General features: G+C 56.9%; 14 protein-coding genes. 1 reads left to right on the forward strand and 13 read right to left on the reverse strand.

The genetic code is table 11. The features are described 5' to 3' along the window. Nucleotides 1-4 precede the first annotated feature (4 nt). The 12 genes from flhB to flhD form a co-directional block, all read right to left on the reverse strand. A complete protein-coding gene (gene flhB, locus N879_RS05770; RefSeq protein ID WP_021446829.1) occupies nucleotides 5-1,156 on the reverse strand; it encodes a flagellar biosynthesis protein FlhB in 1,152 nt (383 codons plus the stop codon). Between the two features lie 215 nt (nucleotides 1,157-1,371). Then, complete coding sequence (cheZ, locus tag N879_RS05775; protein ID WP_021446830.1) at nucleotides 1,372-2,013, reverse strand: protein phosphatase CheZ; 642 nt, start codon at nucleotides 2,011-2,013, stop codon at nucleotides 1,372-1,374. A 13-nt stretch (nucleotides 2,014-2,026) separates the two neighbouring features. Continuing rightward, entirely contained in the window at nucleotides 2,027-2,416 is a 390-nt protein-coding gene (gene cheY / locus N879_RS05780; RefSeq protein ID WP_009458133.1) for a chemotaxis response regulator CheY, read from the reverse strand. A gap of 44 nt (nucleotides 2,417-2,460) precedes the next feature. Then, on the reverse strand, nucleotides 2,461-3,519 hold the full coding sequence (locus tag N879_RS05785; protein WP_021446831.1) for a protein-glutamate methylesterase/protein-glutamine glutaminase: 1,059 nt from the start codon (nucleotides 3,517-3,519) through the stop codon (nucleotides 2,461-2,463). Between the two features lie 62 nt (nucleotides 3,520-3,581). Next, a complete protein-coding gene (locus N879_RS05790; protein WP_026484567.1) occupies nucleotides 3,582-4,424 on the reverse strand; it encodes a CheR family methyltransferase in 843 nt (280 codons plus the stop codon). 4 nt (nucleotides 4,425-4,428) lie between these two features. Further along, the gene (locus N879_RS05795; RefSeq protein WP_021446832.1) at nucleotides 4,429-6,165 is read right to left on the reverse strand and encodes a methyl-accepting chemotaxis protein; all 1,737 of its coding nucleotides are present in this window, start codon (nucleotides 6,163-6,165) and stop codon (nucleotides 4,429-4,431) included. 127 nt (nucleotides 6,166-6,292) lie between these two features. After that, the gene (locus tag N879_RS05800; protein WP_009455177.1) at nucleotides 6,293-6,793 is read right to left on the reverse strand and encodes a chemotaxis protein CheW; all 501 of its coding nucleotides are present in this window, start codon (nucleotides 6,791-6,793) and stop codon (nucleotides 6,293-6,295) included. A 16-nt stretch (nucleotides 6,794-6,809) separates the two neighbouring features. After that, the gene (gene cheA, locus N879_RS05805) at nucleotides 6,810-8,891 is read right to left on the reverse strand and encodes a chemotaxis protein CheA (protein ID WP_009455179.1); all 2,082 of its coding nucleotides are present in this window, start codon (nucleotides 8,889-8,891) and stop codon (nucleotides 6,810-6,812) included. Nucleotides 8,892-8,977: 86 nt separating this feature from the next. Then, entirely contained in the window at nucleotides 8,978-9,916 is a 939-nt protein-coding gene (motB, locus tag N879_RS05810; RefSeq protein WP_009455181.1) for a flagellar motor protein MotB, read from the reverse strand. A gap of 12 nt (nucleotides 9,917-9,928) precedes the next feature. Continuing rightward, nucleotides 9,929-10,804 carry a flagellar motor stator protein MotA gene (gene motA / locus N879_RS05815; protein WP_009455183.1) on the reverse strand — a complete coding sequence of 292 codons (876 nt, stop codon included), beginning with the start codon at nucleotides 10,802-10,804 and terminating at the stop codon, nucleotides 9,929-9,931. Nucleotides 10,805-10,995: 191 nt separating this feature from the next. Further along, on the reverse strand, nucleotides 10,996-11,646 hold the full coding sequence (gene flhC, locus N879_RS05820; RefSeq protein WP_009455185.1) for a flagellar transcriptional regulator FlhC: 651 nt from the start codon (nucleotides 11,644-11,646) through the stop codon (nucleotides 10,996-10,998). A 30-nt stretch (nucleotides 11,647-11,676) separates the two neighbouring features. Beyond that, nucleotides 11,677-12,003, reverse strand: coding sequence for a flagellar transcriptional regulator FlhD (flhD, locus tag N879_RS05825; protein WP_009455187.1), 327 nt, complete (start codon nucleotides 12,001-12,003; stop codon nucleotides 11,677-11,679). Between the two features lie 437 nt (nucleotides 12,004-12,440). Between flhD and N879_RS05830 the strand changes: the two genes are divergently transcribed. After that, complete coding sequence (locus tag N879_RS05830) at nucleotides 12,441-12,938, forward strand: C40 family peptidase (protein ID WP_009455189.1); 498 nt, start codon at nucleotides 12,441-12,443, stop codon at nucleotides 12,936-12,938. Nucleotides 12,939-13,062: 124 nt separating this feature from the next. Here the strand turns inward: N879_RS05830 and N879_RS05835 are convergent, their stop codons facing one another. Further along, nucleotides 13,063-14,661: a glycerol-3-phosphate dehydrogenase/oxidase gene (locus tag N879_RS05835; protein ID WP_031232312.1), complete on the reverse strand. Its 1,599-nt coding sequence runs from the start codon at nucleotides 14,659-14,661 to the stop codon at nucleotides 13,063-13,065. Between the last annotated feature and the right edge of the window lie 127 nt (nucleotides 14,662-14,788).

Here is a 14,788-nt window from a genome sequence, read left to right on the forward strand (position 1 = left end):
GCTTTTAGTGTTTGCGCGAACGCAGTGGCCCTTCATCCATGCCAGTTGGCACTTTCAATCGGGTGGGCATGATCGGGCGCTCGCCCTGCCCCTTGTTCCAGTTACGAAGCTGATAAACCCAGGCCAGCACTTCGGCCACGGCCGAGTACAAATCCACAGGAATCTCGCGCTCCAGCTCCACGTTGAAGTACAAGGCCCGTGCCAGCGCAGGCGCCTCCAGCATGGCCACCTTGTGCTCGGCGGCCAGCCCGCGAATCTTGGCAGCAATCAGCCCCGTGCCTTTGGCAACCACACGGGGGGCACCGCCCTTGCCGTCCTGATACTTCAAGGCCACCGCATAATGCGTGGGGTTGGTAACCACCACATCGGCCCCCGGCACCTGAGACATCATGCGCGAACGGGCCATGGACCGTTGCTGCTGCCGGATGCGCCCTTTCACATGCGGATCACCCTCGCTTTCCTTATGTTCTTCTTTCACATCCTGGCGCGACATGCGCAGCTTTTTGTAAAAGCTCCACAACTGCCAGGGCGCATCAATCAAGACAATCACCAGCAAGCTGGCGGCGATCAGGGCACAGCACTTGATGATCAGCGTCATCCCCGTGGCTATGGCCGCAGTGGGATGCACATACATCAGAGCCGTCATCTGCTCGCGCTCGGTCCAGATCACATACACCGCCACCGAACCTACCAGGCCGGCTTTGGCCAGGGTCTTGATCAGCTCGATCACGGTCTGCATGGAAAACATGCGCTTGATGCCCTTGGCCGGATTCATGCGCTCGAACTTGGGCTGCAAGGCCTTGCCGCTAAAGCTCATGCCGCCCAGGGCGATCGAGGCAAAGATCGCGACCACAACCAGCAGCAGGAACAGCGGTGCCAGACCTTTTAACGCTTCGCCTGCCAGACCGGCCGCCTGTACCACCATAGCGCTGGGATCGTGCGCTACGCGCGGATCAAACCAGACGCTGCGACGCACAATGCCGCCAAAAGTCTCGTACAAATAGCTGGCTCCGGCCCAGATTCCGCCAATCCCGGCCAGCAGCATCAGGAATGTCGTCAGCTCTCTGGAACGCGCCACCTGCCCCTCTTCCCGCGCCTTCTCCAGGCGCCGGGGTGAGGCCGGTTCTGTTTTTTCGAGATCGCTGTCTTCTGCCATGGACTGCCAAGACGCAGGAATTGAAAGAATGAATCACGCGCCCAGCACGAATGTCGCGTTCGCACTGCAGGCCGCGGGGTCATTCTAAAAGAGCACCGCGGCTCTGATAGCGCGGAGAAAGCCCGATAAAAGCAGGCTGTTCCCCACAAGCAAAAAGGCGCTGCAAGGTGCAGCGCCTTTCTGAAGCGAACGCGATGATCGAATTTGGGCGAGGATTAAAAGCCCAGATTCGCCAGCAAGTCGTCCACCTGGTCCTGGCTGGTGACCACTTCCGAGGCTACCGGCGAGACCACCGGGCCGTTGATAAGACTTTGAGTTTCTTCGCGTTTTTCTGTGGGGACATTATCGACCAGCACCTGGACCAGTTCGGTCTCGATAGTGCCAACCACACCCAGCATGCGCGTGATCACCTGCCCGGTCAGATCCTGAAAGTCCTGGGCCATGATGATTTCCAGCAGATTGTCCTGCGTCTGCTGGGCCTTGACGGGCACATCGCGCAAGAAGCCTCGAGTACGCTTGACCAGTTCGCGGGCCTGGTCCTGGTCCAGAGGCTGTTCAAACCACTGTTCCCATTCGGCATCCAGGGCCTGGGCATCCTCTTGCAAGGACTCCTGCAAAGGACGCACCTGCTCGGCCGCGTTCAGTACCCGGTTGGCGGCCTGCTCAGTCATGCGAGCCACATAGTGCAGACGATCACGGGCATCCGGAATCGCGTGCGCGGCATCTTTAATGGCCTGATCCAGACCCAGTTCGCGCATGCTTTCCCGCAGCAGGCGGGTCAGATTGGCGATGCGGTAGACCAGATCAACCGGTACGCTTTGGGGGTCGGGATGATTCGGTGTTTGCTGTGGATCCATGACGTACTCCGTATTAACCGGCCATTTTCTCGAAGATCTTGTTCAGCTTCTCTTCCAGAGTTGCGGCGGTAAAGGGTTTGACGACGTAGCCATTGGCGCCCGCCTGGGCGGCGGCAATAATGTTCTCTTTCTTGGCTTCGGCGGTCACCATCAGCACAGGCAAAGAGGACAGGTTGGCATCGGCACGAATCTGCTTGAGCATTTCCAGTCCATCCAGATTCGGCATATTCCAGTCAGAGACCACAAACTCGAAATTGCCGTTGCGCAGTTTTTCCAGGCCCATCTGACCATCTTCTGCTTCGTCTACATTCTCGTATCCCAGATCCTTGAGCAGGTTCTTGATGATCCGGCGCATGGTGGGAAAGTCATCGACGACGAGAATTTTTATATTTTTTTGTACCATTTACATTCTCCAAATGAGTAGCATGCCAGTGCGTTCAGGACCGTTTATACACGGTGCCCAAAGGCCCCCACACTGGCTAGAATTCGTTCGCTGATCTGCCCCAAGGGCAAGGCGATGTCCGCCGCGCCAATTTGCAGGGCTTCACGCGGCATGCCAAAGACCACGCTGGTGGCTTCGTCCTGGGCAAAAGTCATGGCACCGGCCTGTTTCATGGCCAGCAAACCTTGCGCGCCGTCCTTGCCCATGCCGGTCAGAATGACACCCACGGCATTGCGTCCGGCCAGCTCGGCGGCAGAGTGAAACAGCACATCAACCGAGGGCCGGTGGCGGTTGACAGGTTCACTGTCCACCAGCTTGACCACATAGTTGGCACCCGAGCGGGCCAGCTTCATGTGCGCCACGCCACCAGGAGCCAGATACACATGGCCGGGCAACACGCGCTGACCATCTTCGGCCTCGTGCACCTGCATGGAACACAGTCCATCCAGACGGTTCACAAACGAGCGCGTGAAACCGGCTGGCATATGTTGGGTAATCATGATGGCCGGACAATTGGCCGGCAAAGGCTCCAGCACCTGGCGAATGGCCTCGGTGCCGCCTGTGGATGCACCGATCATGATCAGTTTTTCAGTGGTCGAAAAGTTGTGCGTCAGGCGACGAGCCGGGGCGGACCCTGCCGGGGCCGGGGTCGCACGACGTGGACGGGCAATGGAGGCGGCGCGGATCTTGTCGGCAATCAGGTCCGAGTAATCCAGCAAGCCGTCCCGCAGGCCCAGCTTGGGCTTGGTCACAAAGTCCACCGCGCCCAGCTCCAGGGCACGCAAGGTCACGTCCGAATTGCGCTCGGTCAGCGAGGACACCATCACCACGGGCATGGGACGCAAGCGCATCAGGCGCTCCAGAAAGTCCAGCCCGTCCATACGCGGCATCTCGACGTCCAGCGTCAGCACATCCGGATTGTGTTCTTTGATCAGCTCGCGCGCCACCAGCGGATCGGGGGCCACGGCCACCACTTCCATATCCGCATGACTGTTGATAATTTCCACCATCAGGCTGCGCACCAGGGCGGAATCGTCTACACACAAAACTCGAATTTTCTTCATGCTACTCATAATCCCGATTTCAAACGCCAACAGAGCTTGGGGCGGGGTGAAACTAATGGGCCCTAGTTCCGGACATACACCGTCTGACCCAGCAGTCGAAAGGCCTTGGTCAGGTAGGAGAAGTTCTCGGAATGCCCCACAAACAGCAGTCCGCCAGGCTTGGTGACGGCGGCAAAGCGCTCCAGAATGCGTGTCTGATCATCACGATCAAAATAAATCATGGTGTTTCTACAGAAGATCACATCAAAACGGCTGGAAGACGGCCAGGCCGGCCCCACCAGATTGAACTCCTCGAACTCCACCATATTGCGCAACACGGGCTTGACGCGTGCCAGCCCCTTGCGAGCGCCCACGCCACGCTGAAAGTAACGCGGCAGCCACAAATCGGGCACGGGCTGAATGCGCTCCAGGGTATACACGCCCTGACGGGCCTTGTCCAAGGCAGCCGAGTCAATATCGCTAGCCAGAATGGACACATTCACATCCGGTGAGGGGCAGTGTTCGCGCACCGTCATGGCAATGGAATACGCTTCCTCGCCCGTAGAGGCGGCGCTGCACCAGATATCCAGGGGTTTGCCGCGTGTACTGACAAACTTGCCCAGAATATCGAAGTGATGCTGTTCCCGAAAAAACGCGGTGTGATTGATGGTGAAGGCGTTGACGAAGTCCTGCCACTCCTGGCTATGGGTGTCCTGTTCCAGAATATCCAGGTACTGGCGTACCTCGCGCATGCCCGCGTTCTGACTGCGCATACCCAGCGTGCGGGCAACCATATCTTCTTTGTGGGTACCTAAGATGATGCCCGCATACGACTTGAGCAAGCGCGCGGCTCGCTCACAGTCGGCCCTCGAGGCTTGCGGGATCGAGGGCAATGTATAAACAAAAGGTTCCACAGATGTGCTCATATAACTACAGGCTGGCCAAGGTCCCGCTAAAAGGCCCCGCCGACAGACGCTCGGTAGAACGTAATCGTTCCGGCTCGGGCGCTTCAAACGGATCATCAATAATGTCTTGCGCACTGACTTTGAACGCCGACACCGCATCGGACAAACGGGTTGCCTGATCCTGCAAAGAGCCCGCCGCAGCGGTAGCCTGCTCGACCAGGGCCGCGTTCTGCTGCACAACCACATCCATTTGCGCAACCGCCCGATTCACCTGCTCAATTCCTTCCGACTGCTCGTTTGAAGCCGAGGAAATTTCCGCCATGATGGTCGTTACGCTCTGTACCGAGCTGACCACTTCCATGACCACCTTGCCCGCCTCATCCACCTGTCGAGTCCCTTCTTTCACTTTGGCCAGCGACTGCTCGATCAAGCCCTTGATCTCGCGCGCCGCTTGCGCACTGCGCTGGGCCAGACTGCGTACTTCACCGGCTACCACCGCAAAACCCTTGCCCTGCTCGCCCGCACGGGCGGCTTCCACCGCGGCGTTCAAGGCCAGAATATTGGTCTGGAAGGCAATGCCGTCGATCACGTTCACGATCTGGGCAATCTGTCCCGAACTGGCCGACAAGTCTTCCATGGTTTGCACCACGGTAGAGACCGCCTGGCCACCGCGCAGAGCCACTTCGGAAGCATTCTTGGCAACCTGGTCCGCTTGCTGGGCATTGTCCGAGTTCTGGCGAACCGTGCTGGCCAACTGCTCCATGCTGGCCGCAGTCTGCTGCAAGGAGGCGGCCTGCTCTTCCGTGCGACTGCTCAAGTCCGTATTGCCCACATAAATTTCGCGCGAACCAAAGGTGATCTCTTCCACGCCCTGACGCACGGTTTGCACCATGGACTGCAAGCTGCCCTGCATGCGACGCACGGCGTCATACAGCACACCAATTTCATTGGTGGACTTCACTTCCACGCGCTGGGTCAGATCCCCGCTGGCAATGCGATCAAAGTGCGCACCAGCCTGACGCAAGGGGCGCAACACCATGCGATTCAAGAACACATACACGGCCAAGGAGATAAACAGACAAAGCACCATGGCCAGACCCACCAGACGGATCACCATGTTGTACTGGTCGTTTTCTTTCTGGTATTGCGAGTCGATAGAACGCTGCTGAGCTTCCTGCAAGGTGTTCAAGGCGCTGTACAGATCCTCTTCCAGGAACTTGGTGGTAGTCGCCACATAGCTGCGGAAACCCGCAATATCACCTTGCTCCAGGTAGGCGATCAAGGGCAGCACGCCACCTTGCATCAGGGACATGAACGCCGCGTCGACACGCTGGTAGTAATCGTTGGTGCCTTCCAGCTGGGTAGCGACACCCTGGTATTCAAAGAAGGATTCCTGGGCCAGCTCAAACTGCTTGCGCGTGGCGTCCAGGGCATCACGGGTTGCCGAGCTGATCGCCGAGGTTTTGGGAGCCACATCGCTCCACTCGGCCATCAAGTCCTGGTTTTGCAGATCATTGCTGACCACATAGCTGATGGCCGCTCGTCCAATCAGGGTTTGAGTCTCTTTGTAGCGCTCGATGGCCTGATACATGGCCGAGCCTACACGCTGATTGACCACGATGCTTTGCAGCGCACCGTTATTGGCGCGCAAGGACAAAATCCCCAGAGCGGCGCCTGCCACCAGCATTGCTAAAAAAAACACCAGTACCAGAATCAGACTGGTCCGCACCTTCAGATTGGCTAAACGTAATCCATCCAGCATTGCAAGCACCTTGTCTAGAGTAGATCCGAACATCAGAGGCGCTTGTGACGCCTCCCCCGGCCCGAACATTCCTTGAAGGACCCGTTAAACAAGTCCCCGCCTGGCAAGTCTTTGCAGACTCGGGCGATCAGGCCACTGCGCTGTCAACCAGAGCCATCTCTTCACTGGTCATCAGTTTTTCAATATCCACCAAAATCAGCATACGTTCGCCCAGCGTACCGATACCGGTCAGGTACTCGGTCGAGAAGGCGGTGCCGAAGCTGGGGGCAGCGCTGATCTGGGACGATTGCAGCACCAGTACATCCGAGACACCATCCACCACCACACCCACTACTCGGTCGTGCAAGTTCAGAATCACCACGACGGTCTGGTGGTCGTACTCCACCCGTTCCATATTGAAACGCACCCGCAAGTCTGCGATAGGAACAATTACGCCACGCAGATTGGTAACACCCTTGATGAAATTGGGCACGTTGGCGATACGAGTGACGGTCTGGGAGTCGTAGCCCCGGATCTCCTGAACTTTCAGAATATCGATGCCGTATTCCTGGTCGCCCAGAGTAAATACCAGATACTCCTTGCCGCCAGCCTCGGCAGCTTCGGAGTGGGAAGTAAAGTCGTTGGACATAAAGATCTCCGAATAATCAGGCCCACGTCGAGGCGGGGTCACGCGCCAGACGTTGCAAGGCAAAAACATCAACAATCAGGGCTACGCTGCCATCGCCCAAAATGGTGGCAGCAGAAATACCCGGAATTTTTCGATAATTGGCTTCCAGGTTCTTGACCACGACTTGATGCTGACCAATCAGGTGATCGACCAGCAAGGCAAAGCGCATGTCTTCGGCCTGCAAGATAACGGCAATCGCACGAGTCACATCAGTCTCGGCCCCTTCAACCGAGAAGATGTCACGCAGGGAAATCAGGGGCAGATACTCGCCACGCACAAACATGACGTGATCGGTATCGGTGACGCTGCGCAACTGCTCTTCTGTGGGCTGCATGGATTCGGTTACGTGAGCCAGCGGCAGGATGAACACCTCATTGCCCACCTGGACCGACATGCCATCCAGAATCGCCAGCGTCAGCGGCAAGACAATACGGGTGGTCGTTCCCTTGCCTGCGCGCGAGTACAGCTGCACATGGCCGCCCATGCTTTGGATATTGCGTCGCACCACGTCCATGCCCACGCCGCGTCCGGAAATTTCCGTGACTTTGTCGGCGGTGGAAAAGCCGGGGGCAAAAATCAGTTGCCACACTTCGTCGTCCGGCATGGTCTCGGTGACAGGCAGGCCCGAAGACATGGCTTTCTTCAGAATACGTTCGCGGTTCAGACCAGCGCCATCGTCCACCACTTCAATGATGATATGACCGCCCTGGTGCTGGGCCGACAAGGTCAGCACGCCCTCTTCTTCCTTGCCCGCTGCCAGACGATCCTCGGGCATTTCAATGCCGTGGTCGATACTGTTGCGCACCAGGTGCGTGAGCGGATCAATAATGCGTTCGATCAGGCTCTTGTCCAGCTCGGTGGCCTGCCCTTTGGTGACCAGACGAATCTTCTTGTTCATGCGGGCCGCGCTTTCACGCACCACACGCGGAAAGCGGCTGAACACGTAATCCATCGGCATCATGCGAATGGACATCACGGACTCTTGCAGATCGCGCGCATTGCGCTCCAACTGTTCGATGCCATTCAAAAGACGATCATGCACGACCGGGTCCAGCGTCGAGGCAGTTTGCACCAGCATGGCTTGTGTAATGACCAGCTCGCCCACCAGGTTGATGATCTGGTCAACTTTTTCCACGCCCACGCGGATCGTGCCGGACTCTTTGGGAGCCGCGGCCTTGGCGGGTTTGTCGGCAGCTTTAGGGGCAACAGCAGGAGCAGGCGTTTCGGTTTTTTCAGGTTCAGCCGCAACAGGGGCTGGTGCTGGAGCGGCCGGAGCGACAGCGGCGGGCTCGACAGCCACGGCGGCGGCAGGAGCAGAAGCTGCGGCGGATGCTGGAGCCGCCGCTTGCCCAGGAGCAGCAGCCGGTTTTACCGACACCTGGTCGGCATTCAGAATAAAGCAGCAAACGGCCAGGATGTCGTCCGCTGAACCTGTGGTTTCCACCCAGATATCCAGGCGATCGCCTTCACGGGTTTGATGGACGATGGTGCCCATCAACTCCATTTCTTGTTGCAGCGCCTCCGCATCTTTATCCGATACCGGTCCCATGGACACCCACAGTGGCAAGCCATCCGTGTTGGCAGCCGGTTCCGGCTCGGGTTCCGCTTCGGCTTGCAGAATCGCTTCGGTTCCTTTCGCGTCCGTTGCCAGAATGCCCTTTTGCTCCAGGGCCAGTTGCCTCAATTGCGCGCAGATACGGGTATAGGCTTCCTCGTCAGGCTCCTGTTCCTCGCGGTAGGCATTGACTTGTCCGGTTAGCACGTCCTTGGTTTCCAGAAAGAGGTCAATCATGTCCTTGCGCAATTGCATCTCGCCATTACGGACCAGATCGAGCAGATTTTCGAGTAAGTGGGTAGTTTCAGCCAGCTGACCGAAGCAACCAAACGTGCCTGCACCGCCCTTGATTGAGTGCGCGGCCCGGAAGATGGCATTGAGCTGATCGCGATCAGGCTCGTCCAGATCCAGCTCCAGCAGCAAGCGCTCCATGTCCGCCAGCAACTCATCGGCTTCATCGAAAAAGGTTTCGTAAAACTGACTCAGATCTACGCCGGAGCTCATGAACACTTCCTTCCTGGTTATGGCTTAGAACAACAAAACAAAAAGCACAGCCCAAACACCTGGGCCGTCGGGCCTGTTAACAAGCCCTAGGGCACCACTGGCAAGGCAGAAGGCATTTCAGGCAGACCGGGAATATGAATACTGATTGGCCCCTCGGTCTCCTGCATGGCTTCGCGCAAATCAAACTCTTCCGAACCGCTTGCGGCTTGCTCGTCCATGCGTCGTTCGGCCCGGCTATTGAGCACGAGCAGGCTGATACGTCGATTTACGGCTGCGGCGGGGTTATCTTTAACCAGGCTGACACTATCGGCCAAACCCACGACCTGCTTGACCTTGGCCTCGGCCAGACCACCAGCCACCAGCTCCTGTCGAGCCGCATTGGCACGATCGGCCGACAGCTCCCAGTTACTGTACAAACGCTCGCCACTGGCGTACTGCAGCGAGTCGGTATGACCGGAAATCAGAATACGGTTAGGCATCTCGTTCAAGGGAGCGCTTAGCGAGCGCAAAATAGCCCGCATATAAATCTGCACCTGTGCGCTGCCCGTGGAGAACATGGGGCGGCTTTGACGGTCGATAATCTGGATGCGCAAACCGTCCTGAGTCATGTCCAGCAGTAGTTGCGGACGGAACTCTTTCAGCACGGGGTCGATGCGGATCAGTTCTTCCAGAGCCGATTTCAAATCTTCCAGACGCTCCACATCCTGGCGATCATCGGCCGCCTGACTGCTGTTCGTGCCGGGATGGGGATTGGGCACCAGGCTGGGCTGGCCACCAGGAATGACGCTGCGCGAATAGTCGGCCTGATAGCCGCCCGAAACGGCGTCCATCAAGGGCATGCGGAAGTAATCGGCAATTTCCTTCAAGTCCTGCTTGGGAACCAGGGAAAGAATCCACATCACCAGGAAAAAAGCCATCATCGCCGTCATGAAGTCGGCGTAGGCAATTTTCCAGCTACCACCATGATGCTCGGCATGGGCCGTCTTCTTGCGACGGATGACCACGCGATCTTTATGATTGCTCATGAACGCATCCGCTTAGGCTTTGCGACCAGCACCCGAGCGGGCCTGACGCACATGCTCTTCCAGCTCCTGGAACGAAGGGCGATCGGAGGAAAACAGCACTTTACGGCCAAATTCCACGGCAAGCTGGGGCGGGTAACCGTTCAGATTGGCCAGCAAAGTGACCTTGATGCACTCCAGCACCTTGACCGAATCCGAGGTACGGCGCTCGATGGTAGCAGCCAAGGGAGCGACAAAGCCGTAGGCCAGCAAGATACCCAGGAAGGTACCAACCATGGCCTTGGAAATCAGGTCTGCCAGCACGGCAGGCGGCTGGTCTACAGAGGCCAGCGCTTTCACCACACCCAGCACGGCCGCCACAATCCCGAAAGCGGGCAAGGCGTCAGACACTTCACGCAAGGCACGTGCAGGCACGTTACGTTCGTGCTGGTGGGTTTCAATGTCCTGGTCCATCAGCGTTTCGATTTCAAACGAGCTCATATTGCCGCTGATCATCAAACGCAGGTAGTCGGACACAAAGTTCATCAAAGCCGGATCTTTCACCACATTGGGGTAATCAGCAAAGATGGGGCTTTGTTCGGGGTTTTCGATATCCGCTTCGATGGACATCATGCCATCGCGTCGAGCCTTGTTCAGCAGCACAGACAACATGCCCATCAACTGCATGTACAACTGCTTGTTGTAGGGGCTGCTGCGAAATGCAATCGGCAACGCTTTGGCCAGCAGCTTGATGGACTTGCCGCTGTTGGACGCAAAATAGGCTCCCAGGGCCGCGCCACCAATCAGCAGTAATTCAAAAGGCTGGTATAGCGCACCCAAGTGCCCGCCCAGCCCCACAAAGCTCCCGAAAACGGAGACGAAAACAATGATATATCCAAGGATAATAAGCACGGATACGCCTTCTTCAAATACACGCTGCTAATGATGGCGGCAAGCAACCGGGCTAAAACGACGCGTTAATGGCCTTTTTCCAGCCTAGATCAACGCTTCCAGTTGCCTTGACACATTCAGATTCTTATCAGATCCACATCAAAAACCAGCATCTATCCGGCTTTGCTGCACACTGACGACAAAAGCTATTGTTAGATGGGCACGTCTACCTGTGCGTTGACGTGCCCCGTGACCCTGGCTTGCGGCTCCTTGACCGGCTCTGATTTTCGACTTTTGCCGCCCGGAGATTTAGGTGTACTGCGCGCCTTGCTGGCACGGGTCTTGCCGGCCCGTGGTGGCGGACGGCAAATGGCACAAATAAAGCCTGATTCAGGATCGTGCGCATGGGCCACGAAGCCCCCCTTGCAGCGCTCGCACTGGGACAGTTGCAACAAACCGCTATCAAAAAAGCGCAGCAGCATCCAGGCACGGGTAAAACTCAGCACGGGCTCTTCGTCCGGCCCCACTTCCAGACGCCCGGCCGACGATTGCTCCAGGTAAAGGCGATAGGCCTCGACCAGTGCACGACTTTTGTCGCACGGCGTATGTACGGCCATGAACTGGTAAATGCTATAGAACAGGCTGGAATGAATATTGGGCAGCCAGGTCATGAACCAGTCGACAGAAAAAGGCAGCATCCCTTTGGGTGGCGAGCAGCCCTTGACTTCACGGTACAAACGGGCCAGCCGGTCGTAGCTTAATGATGTTTCTGCTTGCAGGACCTGCAAACGCGCCCCCAGCTCAATCATGTCGGAAGCAAGCCCAATTTCCTGGGCTTCTTTGGCGACGCTTTTTATAGCCATAGTTCTTGATGTAATAAGTTCGCAGCCGGTTTAACCGGCTTGTTCTGCCGTCGCGCGCTGTGACAGAAGAATAGTGGAGTGAGCCTGCTGCAATACCCCTCCCAGCACATCCTGCGTCAAGGTGGTGAGCAGGTCGTAATCATTGAAGCGAAAGCCGCAAATCAACGAGCTGGAGCTGGCCAGCTTGACCAATTGGGCCGGCGACAGACGCAACAAGGTCTCTGCCACATCAGTATCGAAGCCCAAACGGAACATACCTGCCGAAAAATTCTCCCGCAGCAGGCGCTGCGCGAGTAACAAGTACGACAAATTGACTTCCTGAATATCATTCAGCAGCGAATTTTCCGATACGGGCATGTCAGCCATCCTTGTAAATCTGTTAATCAGCCAGTTTCTTGTAACAAAACACATTTAAAACATATAAAGTTACATAAATATGTATCATGCCTTGCAATCTATTGCGTGAATATAAATTTTACATTCTCGATGTTTCCGACACGCACTCTCTTTTAATGCCCTAAAAACATGGAAAACAATAAATATATGCAATAAACGTATCAAGACACAGCAGAATATTATCAGATGCTCACTTAATGTTGTAGTTATAAACGAGATGTAACATGACAAAGATCAAAGCGCCTGTATCAAATTTATGTTTTGTTGCATACATTAGCCATTAATTAATGCATATTTCGACGATCCATCTCGCGTGCAGCCTAAAAAGCGTTGAAATATCGGATAATCTTCTGGGGACAGCTTTCCCCGCCGCCACCACATCCGTTTTGTAACAGCCCATGGTTCCTGCTGCTTTTACGCAACGTCTGTTCGCCTTGTGCCTGACACTGATCCTGGCAGCTTGTGCGCACACGCCCTCGTCCCGCCTACCCGCCGGCAAACCCATTGGTGTGGATGAGCAGCGCCGCTCAGCCGTCGTCCTGTCTGCCCTGACCTTGCTGGATACGCCTTATCGCTACGGCGGACGCGAACCGTCTACCGGCTTTGATTGCAGCGGCCTGGTGCACTATGTATTCAGCCAGGAGTCCAGCTCCCCCATTCCACGCCGCACCGGCGACCAGGCCAGCGCGGCCCGGCGTGTCAGCCGTTCACAGCTGCGCCCGGGTGATCTGGTGTTTTTCAATACACTGGGTACCCCGAACTCGCATGTAGGCATCTATATAGGCAAGCAACAATTCATCAACGCTCCCTCCAGTGGTGGACGCGTGCGGATTGATTCACTGGACAATCCCTATTTCGCCAAGCGCTTTGAAACAGCTCGCACTTTCTTTGATTGACTCATCAGCAAGCCAGCGCAGGTATTGAATGGAAGCGGGCCTGATCTTTCACCAGACCCAATTTCATTGAGCGCAGAAAGCAAAAGGGCCCGTAATGAACGGGCCCTTTCTTATTGCCATACGTTTAACGCGTAGGCACGGTGGCGTATTGCTCGGCCAGTTCCAGAAAGGCCCCCAGCTCGGGCGAGCGCCCGGTCTCTTCTTCCATAATTGCCGCCACCGCTGGGGCAAGTGACTGCGCCAGACGCGCATCAAGGAACAAAAGGCGCGAACGACGGGCCAGCATGTCTTCAACGGTACGGGCGTATTCAAAGCGGCAAGCAAAGCGCACCATGGCCACACTCAAGCCCGGCGCCAATTCCTGATCCGCTCCCGGCAAGGTCTGCACCCAGTCGGCCTCGCTGCCATACGCATCCAGACCGGCTGTACGCCCCAGAGAACGCCGATCGCCTACATAAGAAGCACCGACCAAACGTTGCTCCTGAGTCCGACAGGCTGGCAAAGGCCCCAGCAAGCCGGACTGCTGGCAGCGTTCCAGCACATCTTCGGCCATGGCACGATACGTCGTCCATTTGCCGCCAGTGACTGTCAGCAAACCATTCGCACTAACCGTAATGCTATGTTCCCGGCTGATGGATTGCGTCTGCCCCGCGGCCGACTCGGCTGCAGGGCGCACCAACGGTCGCAGCCCCACCCAGATACTGCGCACATCCCGCACCGTGGGCGCTTTTTGCAGATAATTCGCGGACTCTTTCAGAATGAAATCCACTTCCTGGGCCAAGGGGCGCGGCTCCAGCGGAATATCGTCTCGGGGAGTATCCGTCGTGCCCAAAATCAGCTTGCCCAACCAAGGCACGGCAAACAAGACCCGGCCATCCTTGGTCCGTGGCACAAGCAAGGCGTGTTCACCGGGCAAGAATTCCTGATCAACCACCAAGTGCACACCCTGGCTGGGCGAAACCATAGGGCGCAGTTCACGCCCGGCTTCCTGCGCATCCAGTTGTCGCACCTGATCCACCCACACGCCCGTGGCATTGACCACGCATTTGCTCTGGATCTCATAGGTCTGACCGCTTTCCTTGTCCTGGCAGCGCACCCCGCAGACCTTGCCCTCGCTGTGCATCACATCCACAACCGGACAGTAATTGATGAGCAAGGCCCCATTCAGTGCCGCCGTACGGGCCAGGGCCAAGGCCAGACGGGCATCATCAAACTGGCCGTCCCAATATTTCACGCCACCTTTCAGGCCACTTTGCCGCGCACCGGGCAGAAGCTGCCGGATCTTGGAAGCACTCAAAAATTGGGTATGACCCAACCCCTCGCGCCCCGCCAAACCGTCATAGGCCATCAGGCCCACCCCGTAAAACGGAGTCTCCCAGCACTTGTAGCTGGGCATGACAAAAGGCAGGCGCTGCGCCAGATGGGGCGCATTGCTGAGCAAATGCATACGCTCGCGCAAGGCTTCACGCACCAGACTGACATTGCCCTGGGCCAGGTATCGCACCCCGCCGTGTACCAGCTTGGTCGCCCGCGAGGACGTGCCTTTGGCAAAGTCCCAGGCTTCCAGCACAACCACACTCAAGCCCCGCAAGGCCGCGTCCAGAGCCACGCCCAAGCCGGTAGCGCCACCACCCACCACGACCATATCAACCTGCGTGGTGCGCGCCAAGGCGCCCAGCATCTGGGCTCTGTCGGTCAATAAGGGGGAACTTAATGTAGTCATAAGATGAGCTTTGGACCTGAAATTAGCAGACACCCGAAAAAAAACACTGACTGGCTCGGGATTTACCCTGATTTTAGCCCCTGAACTTTTACCGTCCAGTGAAACTTGTTTGCTCGCGTATCAAGTC

This window comes from Alcaligenes sp. EGD-AK7 (assembly GCF_000465875.3).
Classification (GTDB): Bacteria; Pseudomonadota; Gammaproteobacteria; order Burkholderiales; family Burkholderiaceae_B; genus Alcaligenes; species Alcaligenes phenolicus.